Annotated in this window: 16 protein-coding genes; 11 read left to right on the top strand and 5 right to left on the bottom strand. The window is 68.4% G+C overall.

The genetic code is table 11. The features are described 5' to 3' along the window. Positions 1–292 precede the first annotated feature (292 nt). Genes IPM49_17440 through IPM49_17430 form a run of 3 tightly spaced genes read right to left on the bottom strand, consistent with a single transcriptional unit; the run spans position 293 to position 4897 of the window. Complete coding sequence (locus IPM49_17440; protein MBK9276305.1) at positions 293–3355, bottom strand: glycosyltransferase; 3063 nt, start codon at positions 3353–3355, stop codon at positions 293–295. Continuing rightward, positions 3355–4110 carry an ABC transporter ATP-binding protein gene (locus IPM49_17435; GenBank protein ID MBK9276304.1) on the bottom strand — a complete coding sequence of 252 codons (756 nt, stop codon included), beginning with the start codon at positions 4108–4110 and terminating at the stop codon, positions 3355–3357. Before IPM49_17435 ends, IPM49_17440 begins: the two co-directional genes overlap by 1 nt. A 1-nt stretch (position 4111) precedes the next feature. Then, positions 4112–4897, bottom strand: coding sequence for an ABC transporter permease (locus IPM49_17430; protein MBK9276303.1), 786 nt, complete (start codon positions 4895–4897; stop codon positions 4112–4114). 50 nt (positions 4898–4947) lie between these two features. Here IPM49_17430 and IPM49_17425 point away from each other — a divergent pair, with 50 nt between their 5' ends. The 10 genes from IPM49_17425 (at position 4948) to IPM49_17380 (ending at position 14422) form a co-directional block, all read left to right on the top strand. Continuing rightward, positions 4948–5958 (top strand): glycosyltransferase family 4 protein, encoded by a 1011-nt coding sequence (locus tag IPM49_17425; GenBank protein ID MBK9276302.1) that lies wholly within the window; start codon positions 4948–4950, stop codon positions 5956–5958. 3 nt (positions 5959–5961) lie between these two features. Further along, a complete protein-coding gene (locus IPM49_17420; GenBank protein ID MBK9276301.1) occupies positions 5962–7071 on the top strand; it encodes a glycosyltransferase in 1110 nt (369 codons plus the stop codon). Then, the gene (locus IPM49_17415) at positions 7058–8266 is read left to right on the top strand and encodes an O-antigen ligase family protein (GenBank protein ID MBK9276300.1); all 1209 of its coding nucleotides are present in this window, start codon (positions 7058–7060) and stop codon (positions 8264–8266) included. Before IPM49_17420 ends, IPM49_17415 begins: the two co-directional genes overlap by 14 nt. 87 nt (positions 8267–8353) lie before the next feature. Continuing rightward, complete coding sequence (locus IPM49_17410; protein ID MBK9276299.1) at positions 8354–9235, top strand: transketolase; 882 nt, start codon at positions 8354–8356, stop codon at positions 9233–9235. A 65-nt stretch (positions 9236–9300) separates the two neighbouring features. Further along, positions 9301–10668 carry a VWA domain-containing protein gene (locus IPM49_17405; protein ID MBK9276298.1) on the top strand — a complete coding sequence of 456 codons (1368 nt, stop codon included), beginning with the start codon at positions 9301–9303 and terminating at the stop codon, positions 10666–10668. A gap of 11 nt (positions 10669–10679) precedes the next feature. Beyond that, entirely contained in the window at positions 10680–11633 is a 954-nt protein-coding gene (locus IPM49_17400; protein MBK9276297.1) for a transketolase family protein, read from the top strand. 40 nt (positions 11634–11673) lie between these two features. Further along, the gene (locus tag IPM49_17395) at positions 11674–12231 is read left to right on the top strand and encodes a sigma-70 family RNA polymerase sigma factor (GenBank protein ID MBK9276296.1); all 558 of its coding nucleotides are present in this window, start codon (positions 11674–11676) and stop codon (positions 12229–12231) included. 28 nt (positions 12232–12259) lie between these two features. After that, complete coding sequence (locus tag IPM49_17390; protein ID MBK9276295.1) at positions 12260–12712, top strand: hypothetical protein; 453 nt, start codon at positions 12260–12262, stop codon at positions 12710–12712. Further along, positions 12709–13203: a hypothetical protein gene (locus IPM49_17385; protein ID MBK9276294.1), complete on the top strand. Its 495-nt coding sequence runs from the start codon at positions 12709–12711 to the stop codon at positions 13201–13203. Before IPM49_17390 ends, IPM49_17385 begins: the two co-directional genes overlap by 4 nt. Before the next feature lie 40 nt (positions 13204–13243). Further along, complete coding sequence (locus IPM49_17380) at positions 13244–14422, top strand: aspartate aminotransferase family protein (GenBank protein ID MBK9276293.1); 1179 nt, start codon at positions 13244–13246, stop codon at positions 14420–14422. 5 nt (positions 14423–14427) lie between these two features. Here the strand turns inward: IPM49_17380 and IPM49_17375 are convergent, their stop codons facing one another. After that, on the bottom strand, positions 14428–14793 hold the full coding sequence (locus IPM49_17375; protein ID MBK9276292.1) for a CoA-binding protein: 366 nt from the start codon (positions 14791–14793) through the stop codon (positions 14428–14430). A gap of 105 nt (positions 14794–14898) precedes the next feature. Between IPM49_17375 and IPM49_17370 the strand changes: the two genes are divergently transcribed. Beyond that, the gene (locus tag IPM49_17370) at positions 14899–15687 is read left to right on the top strand and encodes a UDP-2,3-diacylglucosamine diphosphatase (protein MBK9276291.1); all 789 of its coding nucleotides are present in this window, start codon (positions 14899–14901) and stop codon (positions 15685–15687) included. Between the two features lie 3 nt (positions 15688–15690). On the opposite strand, the gene IPM49_17365 is transcribed toward IPM49_17370, so the two are convergent. Continuing rightward, positions 15691–17454, bottom strand: coding sequence for a lysophospholipid acyltransferase family protein (locus IPM49_17365; GenBank protein ID MBK9276290.1), 1764 nt, complete (start codon positions 17452–17454; stop codon positions 15691–15693). Positions 17455–17468: the final 14 nt, after the last annotated feature.

Raw genomic sequence — 17468 nt, 5'->3', positions numbered from 1 at the left:
GGATCGCGAAAAGAAGCGCGAGGATCAGCGGACTTCCAACTCCAATACCCCCCCCCATCCGGTCCGCCGAACGCCGCGCACAACAGGTGTGTGTGCACATGGTCCGGTCGTTTGATGCGGTGAAGCTATTCGCCCGGAAAACGATAACCAAATCGATCTGAGGAACGGTTATTGACCAACGGCTTCCAGCTTGCGGCCACCAGCTTCCAACTTCAAGCCGCGAGCTTCCAGCCGAATGCCAACGTCCAATGATGAACGCCGATGGCACAGATGCTCGCTGACGCTCGCCTGCTCACAACGCGAACTGCCAGTCGTGCACGCCGCGGCCCAGGTTGGGGTTGTAGCAGGGGTCGTCGTCCACGTAGCCGCGCCAGCGCTCCTGGAACAGCGCCACCTCGCGCAGGTGCCGTTCGTAGCTCTCCTTGGTCATGTGCGGATGGCCGCGGGTGAGCGACTCGAAGTGGTAGAGCGAGACGTGCGGCAGGTACACATTGTGGTAGCCGGCCTCGCGCAGGCGCAGGCAGAGGTCCACGTCGTTGTACTCCACGCTGAAGGCCTCCTCCCAGCCGCCGATGCGCTCGAGCTTGCGCCGCTCCACCATCATGCACGCGGCCGTCACCGCGCTGTAGTTGTTGATGGTGTTGATGTAGTTGAAGTAGCCCGGCCCGTCCTTGTGGTAGCCCACGAAGGTGTGGCCGGCCACTCCGCCCAGGCCGATCACCACGCCGGCATGCTGGATGGTGTCGTTGGGGTACAGCAGCTTGACGCCCACCGCGCCGGTGGAGGGCCGCTGGCTCCAGCTGTGCATGGTGCGCAGCCAGTCCGCGTGGATCACCTCCGTGTCGTTGTTGAGGTAGCAGAGGTGGTCGCCCGTGGCCTTGGACGCGCCGAAGTTCATGAGCCCGCTGAAGTTGAACGGCACGTCGTGGCGATACCAGCGGAAGCGCTCGGGCTCGCGCGCGGCCATGTCGTCCAGCAGCTCGAAGAGCGCGCCCTCGCGGCTGTTGTTGCTGATGACGATGACCTCCAGATCGGGATGTTCGGTGAGCGCGAAGAGGGAGCGCAGGCAGGTGCCCAGCACCTCGGCCTTGTCCTTGGTGGGGATCAGCACGCTCACCTTCCCCTTCAGCGGTGCGGTGAAGCGGATGCCGTAGCCGCGGAAGCCCTCCAGGAAGCCCACCTCGGCCGGTTCGCCGCGGCGGTCGAGCGCTTCGGTGAGGGCGCGCTTGGCGGCGTCGTAGGCGTAGGGCTTCACCTCCTCGCTGCGCGCCGCGCTGCCGGCATGGATCCGCCAGTGGTAGAGCACCCGCGGGATGTGGGCGATGCGGTCGGTGCGTTCGGTGACGCGCAGGAGCAGGTCGTAGTCCTGGCTGCCCTCGAAGCCGGGCCGGAACCCGCCCACCTCGCGCAGCAGGGCCGTGCGCAGCACCACCAGGTGGCCGAAGTAGTTGCGCGAGAGCAGGTGGTCCGGGCACCACTGCGGCTTGAAGTGGGCCTCGCTGTGCCGGCCCTGCTCGTCGATCTTGTCCTCGTCCGTGTAGAGGAGGTCCAGGTCGGGTGCCCGCTGCAGGCGCTTCACCACATGGAACAGGGCGTCGGGCGCCAGCAGGTCGTCGTGGTCCATCAACGCCGTGAAGGTGCCCTGCGCCAGCTCCAGGGCGCTGTTGCTCGCGCGGGCGATGTGGCCGTTCTCCTTGCGGAACACGACGCGGATGCGGTCGTCCTCCTTCATCCAGCGCTCCAGGCAGCGGCGCACCTCGGCGTTGGGGCTGCGGTCGTCGGCGATGCAGAGCTCCCAGTGCGGATATACCTGGTCCACCACCGAACGGATGGCGGCATCGAGCAGGTGCACCGGCGGGTCGTACACCGGCATCACCACGCTGATGAGGGGCCGGTGCGCGAAGCCCTCGATGAGCTCGGCCTGGTCGCGCAGGTCGCTGGGCCGCGCGAAGTGGCGGGCCATCCACTGGTGGTAGGGGTCGCCCTGCACGGCGAAGAGCTGCTGCTGTTCCTCGCCCACCAGGATGCGCACAGGGCGTTCCTCGGTGAGCAGGTAGAGCGCGCGGAACACCTTGGCCAGGAATTTCCGCAGGATGCGGCGACCCTTGCCCGAGACGAGGAAGATGCCGCGCCGCAGCCACTTGAAGCCCCGGCCCGAGGTGTCGCTGGAGGTGCGCAGCAGCGCGCGCATCTTGTGGTAGGCCAGGCGCATGCGCCACAGCCGGCTGCCCTCGATGGCCTTGATGCGCGCCTCGTACTGGCCGATGAGCGCCTGCAGGGCCCGGCCGTGCTCGCGCTGGGCGGACAGCGCCTGCATGGCCTTGTCCACCTCGCCCACCAGGCGATGGGCCTCGGCGGCCAGGATGTCCTTGTCGGCCTCCAGTTCGGCGAGGCGCGCGGCGTCGCGCTCGGCCTCCTCGCGCAGCTGCTGCCCGGCCTCCTTCGCTTCGGCCAGCGCACGGTGGACGTCCAGCAGCTCGGCGCGCATCTGGTCCAGTGCGGCCCGGGCCTCCGCCGTTCCGGCGTGGGCCCGCTCCGCCGACCGCGCCGCCTCCTCCGCTTTGGCATCGAGCTCGGCGCGCAGCCAACGGTCGTACGCCTGGGTGCGGTGCAACTCCATGGCCACGGTGCCCGCATGCCTCGCATAGAGCTCGGCGTGCTTGTCCACCACATGGCGCAGGATGCGGGCCCGCACCTCGGGATCATCGGCGCGGGCAAGCAGCGAGCCGGAACGCACGCGGTAGGCGAAGAGCGCTTCGGGGATGTGGTGGAAGCGCGCGCCCGCCGCCGTGGCGCGGATCCACAGCTCCCAGTCCTCGTAGCCGTCGCGCATGGCCTCGTCGTAGCCGTCCAGTTGTTCCAGCAGGCCGCGGCGCACGAGCGCGCAGGCGTCGATGCGGTTGCCCACCAGCAGCCGGGGCAGGTCGTCGGCATGCTGCCGCACCACGCCGTCGCGGAGCCCGAACTCGCGCTTGTCGGTGAAGCACACGTCCGCCTGCGGATCGCGGGCCACGGCCTCCGCCAGCCTGGCGATCAGCTCCGGTTCCACCCGGTTGTCGGCGTCCAGGAAGAGCACCCAGGGGGCCGAGGTGGCCCGCCAACCCGTGTTGCGCGCCGCGGCCAGCCCGCCGTTCGGCCGGTCGATCACGCGCACGCCCTCATCGCGGAGCGTGGCGAGCAGCTGCACGGTGGCCGGATCGTCGGAGCCGTCGTTCACCACCACCAGCTCCGCCGGGGCGCTGGTCGACGCGTACACGCTGTCGAGCGCCTCGCGGAGGAAGGCGCCGTCGTTGTAGCAGGGGATCAGCACCGCGATGCCCGCGCCCTCCGGATGTGCCGTATCGCGTCCGCTCATCACCCTTCCACCGGTATGCCCAACAGGCCGTGATAGAACACGCCCACCTCGTGGGTGCCGCCCACCTTCACCAAGCGCCCCGCCTCCATGCAGCCCGCGCGGTCGCAGATGCGCTGCACCTCGCCCAGCGCGTGCGACACGAACACGATAGTGCCGCCCTTGCGCTTCAGCTCGGCGATGCGTTCGTAGCACTTGAGCTGGAAGCCTGCATCGCCCACGGCGAGCACCTCGTCGATCAGCAGCACTTCCGGATCATCGGTGGTGGCGATGGCGAAGCCGAGCCGGGCCATCATGCCCGTGCTGTAGCGCTTCACCGGCATGCGCAGGTCGTCGTCGCTCAGGCCGGCGAAGTGCCGCACATGGTCCACGGTGCGCCGCATCGCCTGGCGGTCCCCGCCCATGAGGGCCGCACAGAGCCGCGCGTTCTCCAGCCCGTCGAGCTCGGGCTCGAGGCCCACGCCCAGGGCGAGCATGGGCGCCACGCGCCCGCGCACCGTCACCGATCCGGCCGTGGGCTCCACGATGCCGGCGAGCACGCGCAGCAGGGTGCTCTTGCCGCTGCCGTTGCGGCCCACGATGCCGAAGCATTCGCCCGCCGCGATGTCGAGGTCCACCTGCTCGATGATCCGCTTGCGTTCGAGCAGGCCCTTGCGGCCGAACGAGACCAGGTACTCCTTGATGGAGCCCGCACCGTGGCGTTGCACGTGGTAGTCGGCCTGCAGGCCGCGCACTTCGATCATCGGCGCTGCGCTCATCTCAGTAATTGGCGATCAGTCCACGACGGAGGGATCCGTACACCACCATGCCCAGCGCCAGCGATGCCGTGGACAAGGCCGTCACCAGCACCAGGGTCCCCGCATCGGGGCTGAGCCCGTCCACCACGATGGTGCGGAACAGGCCGATGTACCAGTAGAGCGGGTCCAGGCCGGCGATCCAGCGCAGGTCGGCGGGCACCAGGTCCGGCGGGTAGGCGATGGGCGTGATGTAGAAGAGCGCAGGCAACAGGGCGTTCCACAGCAGGCCGATGTCGCGGAAGTAGACGTTCAGCGTGCAGAGGGCGAGGGAAAGGCCGAAGACGAACACGGCGAAGAGCACCAAGGTGGGCAGGGCGAGCAGGTGCACCGGCTGGGGCCGCCAGCCGAAAGCCGCCAGCAGCAGCGCGAAAGGCACCAGCGAAAAGAGCAGGTTGATGAGGCCGGCGAACAGTTGCGCCAGCGGGAACACCAGCGGCGGCACCGCGAGCGAGCGCAGCACATGCGCGTTCTCCACCAGCGCGCCGAGCACGTGGGCCGAGGTGGTGGCGAAGAAGGTCCAGAGGATGAGGCCGGTGAGGGCGAACACGGGGTAGTTGGCCACCTGCTCGAAGGCCCGGCTGAAGATGAACAGGAAGATCGCCAGGTAGATGACGGGGTTCAGGAAGGTCCACACGAAGCCGAGGAGCGAGCTCTTGTAGCGGAGCCTGACGTTCTTCCAGGCCACCTGCAGCACCAGCGGCCAGGCGATGCGACGCCCGTGCAGGGCGTGGACGGCGGGCGCTGACATGGCGCGCAAGTTAACCGGGCACGCGCGGCCGTCCGCCTACCTTGTGCGCCATGGCGCTGGTGCTCAACGGCCGCTGCCTGCACCGGCCGGTGACCGGCGTGGAGCGCTACGCCCTGCAACTGGAGGCCGCGCTGCAGCGGCTGGAGCTTCCGTTCCGCACCATCACCACCCGGCATGCGAGCGGCTTCACCGGCCACCTGTGGGAGCAACTGGTGCTGCCCCTGCGGCTGCGGAGGCATGACCTGTTGCTCGGCCCGGCGAACACCGGCCCGTGGCTGCTGCGCGATCAACTGCTGGTGGTGCACGACCTCGCGTGGCTGGAGCACCCCGAGTGGTTCAGCGGTGCCTTCGGGACCTGGTACCGCCTGCTCCTCCCCTCCTTGATCCCGCGGGTCCGCGGCCTCATCACCGTCAGCCGCACGGTGGCCGATGAGCTGGCCCGGCAGGTCCCCTCCACCGCCCAACGCATCCAGGTGGTGCCGCCTGCCGTCGCGCAGGACAACGAACCGGGTCCGGCACCGACCGGACCTCCCCTGTTCCTCTTCATCGGGCCCGGCGACCCGCGCAAGGAGGTGGGCATCTTTCAGCGCGCCTTTGCCCTGTGCCGCGAACGTCGTCCGGAGGCGCTGGCGGTCATCGTGGGCGATGCCGGCCGCGTCTTCGCCCGACAGGACCTGAGGCCGGGACCCGGCGAGACCTGGACCGGACGCGTGGACGACGATGCGCTCTTCGCCCTGATGCGCCGCGCCACCGCCTTGGTGATGCCCAGCCGGTATGAAGGCTTCGGGCTGCCCATCCTGGAGGCCATGGCCCGGGGATGTCCGGTGATCGCCAGTGACCTTCCGGTGTTCCGCGAATCGTTCGGCGACGCCGCGCTGCGCGTGCCAGTCGGCGAGGCCACTACCTTGGCCGGGGCCATGACCGAGCTGGCGAACGATCCGCAGTCCCGCGAGGCCCGGGTCCGCAGCGGCCTCCTCCGCGCCACCCACTACGCCTTCGACGCGCAGGACGCCGCCCTTCACCAGGCCTTGCGCGCATTCGCTCCCGAGCTGAGCCACTGACCGATGCGCATCGCCCTGGTGCATGACTGGCTGGCCGTGCAGGGCGGCGCCGAACGCGTCACCCGCGAACTGATCGACCTGTTCGACCCGGACGTGTTCGCGCTCGTGGACTTCCTGACGCCCGAGGCCCGGCAGGAGGTGCTCGGGGGACGCCGTGCACGAAGCACCTTCATCCAGCATCTGCCCTTCGCCCGCACCCACTTCCGCAGCTACCTGCCCCTGTTCCCCATGGCCATCGAGCGGCTCGACCTGCGCGGCTACGACCTGGTGCTGTCGGCCTCCTACGCCGTGGCCAAGGGGGTGCGGACCCATCCGGGGCAGGTGCACCTGAGCTACATCCACACCCCCATGCGCTACGCGTGGGTGATGGAGGACGACTACCTGCGGGACCACGGCATGCACGGGGTGAGGGGCTTCCTCCTCCGGCGCGTGCTCAACCGGCTGCGGCAGTGGGACCGCGCGAACACCGAGCGCATCACCTGCCTGGTGGCCAACAGCCGCACCACCGCCGATCGCATCCGGACCTGCTATGGCCGGGAGGCGCGCGTGGTGCATCCGCCGGTGGACCTGGAGCGCTTCACCCCGGGACCGGCACCTCGCGACCACTATCTCGCCGTCTCGCGCCTGGTGCCTTACAAACGCGTGGACCGCATCATCGACGCCTTCCGCGCCATGCCCGGTCGCCGGCTCATCGTCTGCGGGGATGGGCCCGAGCGTGACCGGTTGATGCGATCTCGTCCACCCAACGTGCAGCTCATGGGCGAGGTGCCGCACGAGGAGCTCGTCCACCTGCTGCGGAGCGCGCGCGCGCTGGTCGCCGCCGCGCACGAGGACTTCGGGCTCACGCCGTTGGAGGCCAACGCCTGCGGCACGCCCGTGATCGCGCTCGGCGCCGGCGGTTATCTGGAAACGGTGGTGGACGGCGTGACGGGCCTGTTCTTCCCCTCGGCCGACGGAGCATCGATCCGCGAAGCGGTGGAGCGGTTCGAGCGCTCGGGTGTGCGCTGCGGACCCGACGAACTGCGCGCCCATGCGGCCCGGTTCGGTCGCGATGTGTTCCGCACCGCCATGCGCGAGGCCGTGGACCAATGCCTGACCCATGCGGCGCACTGACGATCGGCTCGACCACGCGGCCAGCGGTCTGCTGCTGCTGCTTGCGGCGCAGGCCCTGTGGCCCCTGCCGGCCACCGGAGCCATGCTCATCGCCTTCGCGGCCGTCCAGCTGACGCGTGCCTTGCGGCAGGGATCCGCGCCTGAGGCAAGGGTGCGCCGGCCCCTCGTCCTCGCGCTCGGCCTTCCCTTTCTGCTGCTCGCCCTGCGTGCGCCGTTCTGCGAGGACCCGCACGCCGCGTGGCTCAGTGCCGAACGCACGGTGCCCCTGCTCCTGCTTCCCGTGCTGCTGCTGCTGGCCCCACCGCCGCCCCTGCCCCGCCCGGTGGCGCTGGACGTCTTCAGCGGTGCCGCCCTGCTGTTGGGCCTGCGCGGCCTGCTGCCCGTGCTTTTCGCTCAGCCGGACCTGCTCGACGAGCCCCGCGCCCTGCGCGAAGCCTTCGCCGCGAACACCGGCATGCACGCGGTGTATGCGGCCTATCACCTCTTCCTCGCCGCGCTGATCCAGACGGCCCACCTGGTGCGCCGGCGATCCGCCGTTCGCATCGCGTTGGTGGTGGCCTGCGCCCTGCTGGGCGCCCTGCTCGCCTCGCGCATGCCGGCCCTCGCCTTCCTGGTCGCGTTCGCGGTGATCATGCTGCGCAGCACCGGTGGTGTGCGGCGAAGCGTGGCCCTTCCCCTGGCCACCCTGCTGGTGTTGATGCTGATCGCAGCGCCGACCCTGCGCGGAAGATGGAAGGAGGCCCTCACCACCCCCGCCGCCGTGCCCAGCACCGCCACCACCGACACCGGTGAACGCTGGGCCTTGGTGCACTGCGGCCTGTCCCTGCTGGAAGCGCACGCCCTCATCGGCATCGGTCCCGATCGGGTGCGCGGGGCCATGGACGAGTGCCTGCGCGGCATCGCGGGCGGTGCCTATGCCGACGGCCATCACGGTCCGCACGATCAATTGTTCCTCTGGTGGATCGGTCTGGGCCTGCCCGGCGCGATCGCCTTCGCGCTCCTGTTCGCCGTGCCGCTGCGCGAAGCGATGCGCCGCAAGGACGCCCTGCATGGGGCCCTGCTCACCTTTCTGGCCCTGTGCTGCCTCACCGAGGACCTGCTGGACCGGCAGTGGGGCGTGGTGCTGTTCGCCTTCCTGAACACCTGGGCACTGGCCAGGCCGGAAGCCAGGGAGCAAGGGTCGATGGCGAACTGAGCCGGGCCGTCGTCCCTTTTCAAAAGTTATCCACACGGTCCGGGCCACCCTTACGCACCCGGCTACTTTCGCGGCGTCATTCCACGCATGTCAGCCCCCAACGCCGCAGCCAGCAAGGCCTCCCGCGCTTCCACCGACGACCTTGCGCGGACCTGCTCGCAGGTGCGCCGCGACATCATCCGCATGGTGCATGCCGTGCAGAGCGGCCACCCCGGCGGATCGCTCGGGTGCACCGAGTTCATGGTCGCCCTCTACTTCAAGGTGCTCCGCCATGACCCTGCGGCCTGGAGCATGGACGGTGCCGGCCAGGACCTCTTCTTCCTCAGCAATGGTCACATCAGCCCGGTGTGGTACAGCGTGCTCGCGCGTTCGGGCTACTTCCCGGTGAAGGAGCTCGCCACCTTCCGCCGCCTCGACAGCCGCTTGCAGGGGCATCCCACCACGCACGAAGGGCTTCCCGGGGTGCGCATGGCCTCCGGCTCCCTCGGTCAGGGGCTCAGCGTGGCCATCGGTGCGGCCCTCGCCAAGCGCCTCAACCAGGATCCCCATCTGGTGTACAGCCTGCACGGCGATGGCGAACTGCAGGAGGGCCAGGTGTGGGAGGCCGCCATGAGCGCCGCCGCCCACAAGGTGGACAACCTCATCGCCACGGTGGACCGGAACGGCCGGCAGATCGACGGCGATGTGGACCAGGTGATGCCGCTCGGCGACCTGCCCGCCAAATGGCGCGCCTTCGGCTGGGACGTGCTGGAGATGAACGGCAACGACCTGGGCGACGTGCTTCGGGGCCTGGACGAGGCCCGCGCGCGCACCGGCCGGGGACGCCCCGTGGCGATCCTCATGCGCACCGAGATGGGTCAGGGTGTGGACTTCATGACCGGCAGCCACCACTGGCATGGCGTGGCCCCCACCGACGAGCAGGCCGCCCGCGCGCTGGCCCAACTGCCGGAAACGCTGGGCGACTATTGACCGGACCCTCCGCTCCGCCACCGATGCCGCGCGTTCTGGTACCCCGTTTGCTCCGGCGGGGCCCGATGCGTTCCACGCTCCTCGCCCTCCTGTTGCTCGGCGCCGCCAGCCTTGCGGCCCAGGCACCCGGCAAACCGCTCACGCGGATGCTCTTCGTGTTCGATGCCAGCAACAGCATGAACGCGTTCTGGGGCGACAAACCGAAGATCAACACGGCGCGCGAACTGCTGCTGCGCTCGTTGAGCGAACTGCAGGGACGCACCGACATCGAACTCGCCCTGCGCCTCTACGGTCACCAGACCCCCATCGAACCCGGCAAACAGGACTGCAACGACACCCGGCTGGAAGTGCCGTTCGGTGGTGATGCCATCCCCGCCATGCGCCGCGTGCTGGAAGGCGTGCGCTGCGTGGGCACCACGCCGATCGCCCGCTCCCTCGAGAAGGCCGGCGGTGATTTCCCGGAAGGCAAGGGCGTGCGCAACATCATCATCCTCATCACCGACGGCATCGAGGCCTGCGACGAGGATCCCTGCGCGGTGAGCCGGGCCCTGCAGGCGAAAGGCATCGTGCTCAAGCCCTTCGTGATCGGCGTCGGCATCGAAGAGGGCCAGCAGTACAGCCTGCGCTGCGTGGGCAACTACTACGACGCCAGTTCGCCGGAGCTCTTCGCCCACGTGCTGGACGTCGTGGTGGCCCAGGCCCTCAACACCACCACCTGCCAGGTGGACCTGCTGACCACTGCCGGAAAGCCCTTGGAGACCGACGTGGCCATGACCTTCACCGACCAGCGCACGGGCCAGGTGCAGCACCAGTTCGAGCACACGCTGAACGAACGCGGTCTGCCCGACACCCTCACCATCGACCCGGTGCTCACCTACCGGCTGGTGGTGCACACCATCCCGCCCGTGGTGCAGGAGAACATCAAGCTGACGCCCGGTGCGCACACCGTGATCAAGGTGCCTGCCGGTCAGGGGCAGCTGGAACTCAAGCTGGGCTCCGGCATGGCCGACCCGCACGGCGTGCAGTGCCTGGTGCGCAAGGCCGGGGAAGCGGCCACCCTGCACGTGCAGCGGGTGAACAGCACCGACCGCTACCTCGTGGGCACCTACGACCTCGAAGTGCTCACCCTCCCGCGGATGCTGGTGCCGGGCGTGCGGATCGAACAGGGCGCCACCAACACGGTGCACATCCCGCAGGAGGGCGTGCTCAACGTGCAGGCCGGCGCCCCGGGACATGGGGCCCTCTTCGTGGTGCGCGGCACCGACCGCGAGTGGGTCGCCGACCTCGACCCGCGTGATGTTCAGGACCAGTTCCGGCTGCTGCCCGGCACCTACGAAGTGGTGTACCGCAGCGCCAACGCCCGTCGCACCGAATACAGCATCGTCAAGCCCGTCACCGTGGAAAGCGGTCGCTCCGTCACCCTCACCTTCTGAACCCTCCGCCGATGAACCCCTTCCCCAAGCTCGACGAAAAGGACACGCGCTCCGGCTTCGGTGCCGGCCTCCTGGAGGCCGGGCAGCGCGACCCCAACGTGGTGGCCCTCTGCGCCGACCTCACCGGATCGTTGAAGATGGACGCCTTCGCCAAGGCCTTCCCCGACCGCTTCGTCCAAGTGGGGGTGGCCGAGGCCAACATGATGGGCATGGCCGCCGGGCTCACCATCGGTGGCAAGATCCCCTTCACGGGCACCTTCGCCAACTTCAGCACCGGCCGCGTGTACGACCAGATCCGCCAGAGCATCGCCTATGCCGGCAAGAACGTGAAGATCTGCGCCAGCCATGCCGGGCTCACCCTCGGCGAGGATGGCGCCACCCACCAGATCCTGGAGGACATCGGCCTGATGCGCATGCTGCCCGGCATGAGCGTGGTGGTGCCCGCCGACTTCAACCAGACCCGGCAGGCCACGCTGGCCATCGCCGTGCATGAAGGCCCGGTGTACCTGCGCTTCGGCCGCCCGAAATGGCCCGTGTTCATCCCGGCCGACATGCCCTTCGAGATCGGCAAGGCCCAGGTGCTCGTGCGCGGCACCGACGTCAGCATCTTCGCCTGCGGCCACCTGGTCTGGCGCGCCTTGCAAGCCGCTGAAGCCCTGGCTGCCGAGGGCATCCGGGCCGAGGTGATCAACGTGCACACGATCAAACCGTTGGACGTGGCCGCCGTCCTAGACTCCGTCGAACGCACCGGATGCGCGGTCACCTGCGAGGAACACAACCGGCATGGAGGCCTGGGCGATGCCATCGCCCAGGTGCTGGCCTGCCATCGCCCCACACCGCAGGAGTATGTGGCGGTGAACGACGTGTTCGGCGAGAGCGGCACCCCGGACCAGTTGCTGAAGAAGTACGGCCTGGACACGCAGGACATCGTGGCCGCCGTGCACCGGGTGCGCGCACGCCGCTGACCGCCGCCGCAGGCCCTGCGGTCCTTCCACCGATGCCTGCATGACGCCGCTCAGCGACCGCGAACTGCTCGACCTCTTCCGCCAGGAAGGCTCCAGGCACTACGCCTTCAACCTGCTCGTGCGCCAGTACCAGGGCCGGTTGTACGCCTTCGTGCGGCGGATGATCACCGACCCCGACGAGTCGAAGGACGTGCTGCAGAACGTGTTCCTCAAGGCCTGGAACGGTCTGGACCGCTTCCGCGAGGACGCCCAGCTCTACAGCTGGCTCTACCGCATCGCGCACAACGAGTGCATCTCCCACCTGAAACGCCTGCGCCGCGGCCTCTTCGTCAGCGAGGACCACGTCATCGAACGGCTCACCACCACCCTGGACAAGAGCGAGCACTTCACCGGCGACGCCATCCAGGCCGCCCTCCAGCGCGCGGTGATGACCCTGCCCGACAAGCAGCGTGCGGTCTTCACCATGAAGTACTTCCAGGAGCTGAAGTACGAGGAGATCAGCGCCATCACCGGCACCAGCGTGGGTGCGCTGAAGAGCAGCTACCACATCGCGGTGCGCAAGATCGAGGACCATCTCACCCGCGATCGAACCAAATGACCTCCGGAACGTCCAACACCTGACGACCATGGAACACGGAACCGAGAACGACGACCTGGAGCGCATCGCACCGATGCTGTCCCGCATCCCGCGCACGGACCCCTTCGCGGTGCCCGATGGGTTCCACGACCGGTTCGCGCAGGAGGTGCAGGCCATGCTGCCGCGCACGGCTCCGGCACCCGCATGGCGGCGCTGGCTGGTTCCGACCGCGGTGGCCCTGCCGGTCGCAGCACTCCTCCTCGCTGGCTGGTGGATGTGGCGTCCGGCGCCAGGAACGCCCGCGCACGCGCCGGCCATCGGCAACGTGCCCGATGGCATCGCCATGGTCGTTTGGGAGGAGAACCTGCTGGACGGCCTTTCCGAGGAGGACCTTGCCGCCCTCGCGCCTGCACCCGAAGCGCCAGCCTTGTCCGCCGATGAGCTGGCCGAGTATTACGACCTCACCGGCACCGAAGTCACCGACCTCATCGAAAGCCTATGATGACCCGCCACCTGCTCCGCACCCTCGTTCTCGGCCTCACGCTCGGAACCGTCCTCCTGGCCTGCGCCCAGGAGGACGACCTGCCCATCGCCCCGGAGCGCCTTCAGGAAGTGAAGGCCCAGCGCAGCGCCTACCTCACCCAGAAGATGGACCTGAGCCCGGAGGAATCACAGCGCTTCTGGCCGGTGTACAACCAGTACGACAAGGAGCTGGAGACCCTGCGCCGCGAGCGTCGCGAAGGCCATCGTGCCTTGAGGACGGACGCGGACCTCACGGATGCCGAAGCGGCCGGCCACATCGACCGGGAACTGGCCTCGCAACAAAAGGAGCTCGACCTCCGCAAGCGCTACAGCGGGGAGTTCATCAAGCTCATCGGGGCGCGCAAGACCCTGGAGCTGCACCGCGCCGAACGCGACTTCAACCGCGAGCTGCTCCGCCGCATGCGCGAACGCCAGGGTGATCGCCCCGGTCCCCCTCCCCAGCGCCGTTGACCGCGCAGCACGCACCTTTGCGCCGGCTTCCCCGGCGACCATGAAGGACCTGCTCCCCGCGTTCCACGCCCACCTCGCGCAGACCAGCCCGCGGCCCCTGGCCCTGGACATCGTCCATGCGGAAGGATGCCACCTCACCGCGCGGAACGGTCAACGCTACCTCGATCTCGTCTCCGGCCTGGCCGTCGCCAACGTGGGGCACCGGCATCCCCGCGTTGTGCAGGCCATCAAGGAGCAGTGCGACCGGTACCTGCATGTGATCCCGTACGGCGAGTTCATCCAGGAGCCGCAGGTGCGCTTCGCCGAACGCCTTGCCGGGCTGCTGCCACCGGCACTGGACAGCGTGTACTTCGTGAACAGTGGCACCGAGGCGATCGAGGCCGCCGTGAAGCTCGCCAAGCGGGTCACCGGCCGCACCCGGCTCTTCGGCTGTCGCAAGAGCTACCACGGCAGCACCCACGGGTCGCTGAGCCTGACGGACAACGAAGCGAAGAAGTACCGCAACCGACCACTGCTGCCCGATGTGGCGCACATCACCTTCAATGCACCGGCCGACCTTGCGCTGATCACCGAACACGCCGCCTGCGTGGTGGTGGAGCCCATCCAGGGCGATGCCGGCGTGCGCGTGCCCGACGCCTCATGGATGCAGGCCTTGCGGGCGCGCTGCACCGAAGTGGGCGCCCTGCTCGTGTTCGATGAGGTGCAGACCGGCTTCGGGCGTACGGGCCGTCTCTTCGCCTTTGAACACTTCGGCGTGGTCCCGGATATCCTGGTGCTGGGCAAGGCCCTGGGCGGCGGCTTGCCGATGGGTGCGTTCGTCAGCACGCGCGCCCACATGCAGCTGCTCACGCACGATCCGGTGCTCGGCCACATCACCACCTTCGGCGGACACCCCCTGCCCTGCGTGGCGGGGCTGGCGGCGTTGGACGCCCTGCTCGACGAGGAGATGATCGCGAACAGTGTGCACATGGGCGCCCTGTTCAAGGAACTGCTCGTTCATCCCCGGATCGCTGAAGTGCGCGGAGCGGGGCTCATGCTGGCCGTGGACCTCGGCGATGCCGATCGGGTCCAGCGCGTGGTGCATGGCTGCCTGCGCCGCGGCGTCCTGGGCTTCTGGTTCCTGAGCTGCCCCACGGCCTTCCGCATCGCACCGCCGTTGGTGATCACGGAGGAGGAGGTGCGGCAGGCGTGCGCGGTGGTGCTGGAGGAGGTGGGCTGAGCACCTCAGTACGTCCCCGCCGCCAGCATCACCAGCGTGCACCCCCCCACGACCTCGATGCCCCGTCGGCGGGCCTCCTCCGCCAGTCGGCGGTTCTCGGCGCCCGGATTAAAGATGATGCGCTGCGGTGCCAGGGCCAGCAACCGGTCCTGCCAGATCTGTTGGTTGTGCGCGTTGAGGTAGAGCGTCACCGTGTGGCACCGCAGGCCGTCGGGGATGTCCGTGCGGATGGGCTCCTCGCCGATGTGCCCGGCCCGCGCACCCACGGCCACCACCGGATGGCCATGGGCCAGCAGTCGACGCACAGCCATGTTCGCGTATCGATCGGGCTTCGGGCTTGCGCCCAGGACCAGCGTGGTGAGCCCCGCCATGCCCCGAAGATCGATGATCCATCCACAGCCCCTGTGCATAGCGCACAGGATGGTCACACCGGCTTAACGCTGGATCCACATGCCCGGGGCAGCTTCGCGCACTGGATGAAGCGCCGCATCGACGTGCTCGTTCTGAGCGACCTGCACCTCGGCACCTACGGTTGCCGGGCCCGCGAGCTCAACAGTTACCTGCGCTCGGTGAAGCCGCGCATGGTGATCCTCAATGGCGACATCATCGACATCTGGCAGTTCAAGAAGCGCTACTTCCCCAAGAGCCACATGCAGGTGGTGAAGCGGTTGTTGAAGCTGGCGGGCAAGGTGCCGGTGCACTACATCACGGGCAACCACGACGAGGCACTGCGGCGGTTCAGCCCCAGTCACCTGGGCAACCTGCACCTGGTGGACAGGCTGGAACTAACGCTGGACGGGCGTCGCCACTGGTTCTTCCACGGCGACCTGTTCGATGCCACAATGACCCATGCCAAGTGGCTCGCACGGCTCGGCGGCTGGGGTTACGACCTGCTCATCCGCATCAACACCGTGGTGAACTGGACGCTGGTGCGGCTCGGTCGTCCGCGCATGAGCCTGAGCCGCAAGGTGAAGAACAGCGTGAAGCGGGCCGTGAAGTTCATCAGCGATTTCGAGACCACCGCGGCGGAGATCGCCATCCACGAGGGCTTCGACCGGGTGGTGTGCGGGCACATCCACCAGCCAGGCATGCGCACCATCATCACCGACCGCGGCCGCGTGGAGTACCTCAACTCCGGCGATTGGATCGAGCACCTCAGTGCGCTGGAGTACTACGACGGGGCGTGGCACCTTTACCTGCACGAGCGGGATGCGGCGGCGGCTGCGGCGGGTGCACCGCTGCGGGCCGAGGCCGTCCACGCCTGACGGTCATGCACCTTCGGCCATGCCCTTGCGCAGGTCCTCCACCGTGCGGGGAGGCAGCTTGTGCAGATCGAGCACCATCAGGCCGTCCAGCGCATCGTTGAAGTGGGGGTCGCAGTTGAAGCCGATGATCTTGGCGTTCAGCAGCAGGTACTTCTTCAGCAGCACCGGCATGGCTGTTTCGTGCGGATCGATCTCGGCGATGAGCCGGTCCATCTTCTTCATGTCGGCCTCCGACGCCTGGACCAGCGCCTCGCTGTCGGCGCCGTCCCGTTTCACGCGGAAGCGGTTGCGGGGCGTCACCATTGCGGCCAGCGCATGATCGTAGTGGTGCCGCTCCACGTATGCCATGATCAGGGCGCGCGAGAAGTGGCTGTAGGTGCTGCTGATGCTCACCGGTCCGATGAGGTACTGGTGCGACGGGTTGGAGGTGATGTGGATCAACAGTCCCCGCCACAGCATGAACAGCGGAAGCCGGTGACGCTGGTACTCCTGCGCGATGAAGGAGCGGCCGAGCTCGAAGCTTCGACGCAGCACGCGATCCATCGCACGATCCATGCGGAACAGGGTGCTCAGGTACAGGCCTCTCCGCCCGTAGCGCGGCATGATGCGCGCCCCATCGCCGATGCGATAGGCGCCGACCAGGCGACGCTTGTCCCGGTCCCAGAGGAAGAGGTGGTCGTAGTACAGGTCGAACTCATCCAGGTCGATCCGTTTGTTGGTGCCCTCACCCACGGCGCGGAAGGTGACCTCGCGCAAGCGGCCGATCTCGCGCAGCATGACCGGGATGCGCTCACTTCCGGCCAGGTACAGGTCGAACTCGGCCTGGCTGTTCAGCTTGAGGTCCTGGATGCCGGCGAGCTCCCTTTCGAGCAGGCCGGGGTCCACGGCCTCCACGACCTCCTTGGGGCGTCGCGGGAACAGCAGCGGCTTGAACTGCTCGCGCCGGACCTGCACCCCTGAGCCCAGGGCATAGGTCTTGGCCCGCAGATACCGGCCCAATTGCTCGGCCGAGGTGAAGGCGGCGATCTCCTTGACCGGGATGGGCTTGCCGATGCGCATGCGGACGTGGCGGCCCCGCATCCGCAGCATCTCGTTAGGCAGCGTGAGCGTACGCAGATTGGGGTGGATCATGCCCAGCATCTGGAACACCACCGAGTTGGCGCCGTCGAACCAGACCGGCACCACGGGTACGCCCGCATGTTGCACCAGTTTCAGGGCCGGCACCTTCCATCGGGGATCGGCCACGGCCTTGAGCTCGGTACGCCAGCTGCTGACCTCTCCGGCGGGGAACAGGGCCAGGGCCCCTCCCTGCTTCACGTGGGCCAGGGCGGCCCGCATGCCCTGGAAACTGCTCGCGCTGCGCAGCTGCTCGAAGGGGTTCACTCCGATGAAGCGATGGCCCAGCGGCTTCAACTGCTGGAGCAGGAAGTTGGCCATCACCTTCAGATCGGGCCGCACTTCGCCGAACACCTCCACCAGCGCCATGCCATCGATGGCCCCGTAAGGATGATTGGCCACGAGGATCAAGCCCCCCTCGCGCGGCAGCTGCGCGAGCTGATCGGCCTGGACCTCCATTTCCAGCTCCAATCGCTGGAACACCGCCTTCACGAAGGCGATGTCGTGCAGGTGGCTCACCTCTTCATAGACCTTCTGGAGCCGCTTCAGCCCGCTCACCTCGGTGAACAAGGCCACACGCGGGTCGCCCGGCCGCATGTGGCTGGCCTTGGCCAGTTCAACCGGGTCCACCAGGCGGTCGTTCGGGGGCATCTCGTCAAAGGTAT

Source organism: Flavobacteriales bacterium (assembly GCA_016715895.1).
Taxonomy (GTDB): domain Bacteria; phylum Bacteroidota; class Bacteroidia; order Flavobacteriales_F; family PHOS-HE28; genus PHOS-HE28.
This window is presented reverse-complemented; position numbering and strand designations above follow the sequence as displayed.

Bases quoted from the DNA above. Each gene is read 5' to 3' on its own strand.
- IPM49_17415 (MBK9276300.1), top strand. From the start codon at position 7,058: ATGCGGCGCACTGACGATCGGCTCGACCACGCGGCCAGCGGTCTGCTG.
- IPM49_17435 (MBK9276304.1), bottom strand. From the start codon at position 4,110: ATGAGCGCAGCGCCGATGATCGAAGTGCGCGGCCTGCAGGCCGACTAC.
- IPM49_17380 (MBK9276293.1), top strand. From the start codon at position 13,244: ATGAAGGACCTGCTCCCCGCGTTCCACGCCCACCTCGCGCAGACCAGC.
- IPM49_17370 (MBK9276291.1), top strand. From the start codon at position 14,899: ATGAAGCGCCGCATCGACGTGCTCGTTCTGAGCGACCTGCACCTCGGC.
- IPM49_17395 (MBK9276296.1), top strand. From the start codon at position 11,674: ATGACGCCGCTCAGCGACCGCGAACTGCTCGACCTCTTCCGCCAGGAA.
- IPM49_17385 (MBK9276294.1), top strand. From the start codon at position 12,709: ATGATGACCCGCCACCTGCTCCGCACCCTCGTTCTCGGCCTCACGCTC.
- IPM49_17420 (MBK9276301.1), top strand. From the start codon at position 5,962: ATGCGCATCGCCCTGGTGCATGACTGGCTGGCCGTGCAGGGCGGCGCC.
- IPM49_17400 (MBK9276297.1), top strand. From the start codon at position 10,680: ATGAACCCCTTCCCCAAGCTCGACGAAAAGGACACGCGCTCCGGCTTC.
- IPM49_17440 (MBK9276305.1), bottom strand. From the start codon at position 3,355: ATGAGCGGACGCGATACGGCACATCCGGAGGGCGCGGGCATCGCGGTG.
- IPM49_17410 (MBK9276299.1), top strand. From the start codon at position 8,354: ATGTCAGCCCCCAACGCCGCAGCCAGCAAGGCCTCCCGCGCTTCCACC.
- IPM49_17365 (MBK9276290.1), bottom strand. From the start codon at position 17,454: ATGCCCCCGAACGACCGCCTGGTGGACCCGGTTGAACTGGCCAAGGCC.
- IPM49_17425 (MBK9276302.1), top strand. From the start codon at position 4,948: ATGGCGCTGGTGCTCAACGGCCGCTGCCTGCACCGGCCGGTGACCGGC.
- IPM49_17390 (MBK9276295.1), top strand. From the start codon at position 12,260: ATGGAACACGGAACCGAGAACGACGACCTGGAGCGCATCGCACCGATG.
- IPM49_17430 (MBK9276303.1), bottom strand. From the start codon at position 4,897: ATGTCAGCGCCCGCCGTCCACGCCCTGCACGGGCGTCGCATCGCCTGG.
- IPM49_17375 (MBK9276292.1), bottom strand. From the start codon at position 14,793: ATGGCGGGGCTCACCACGCTGGTCCTGGGCGCAAGCCCGAAGCCCGAT.
- IPM49_17405 (MBK9276298.1), top strand. From the start codon at position 9,301: ATGCGTTCCACGCTCCTCGCCCTCCTGTTGCTCGGCGCCGCCAGCCTT.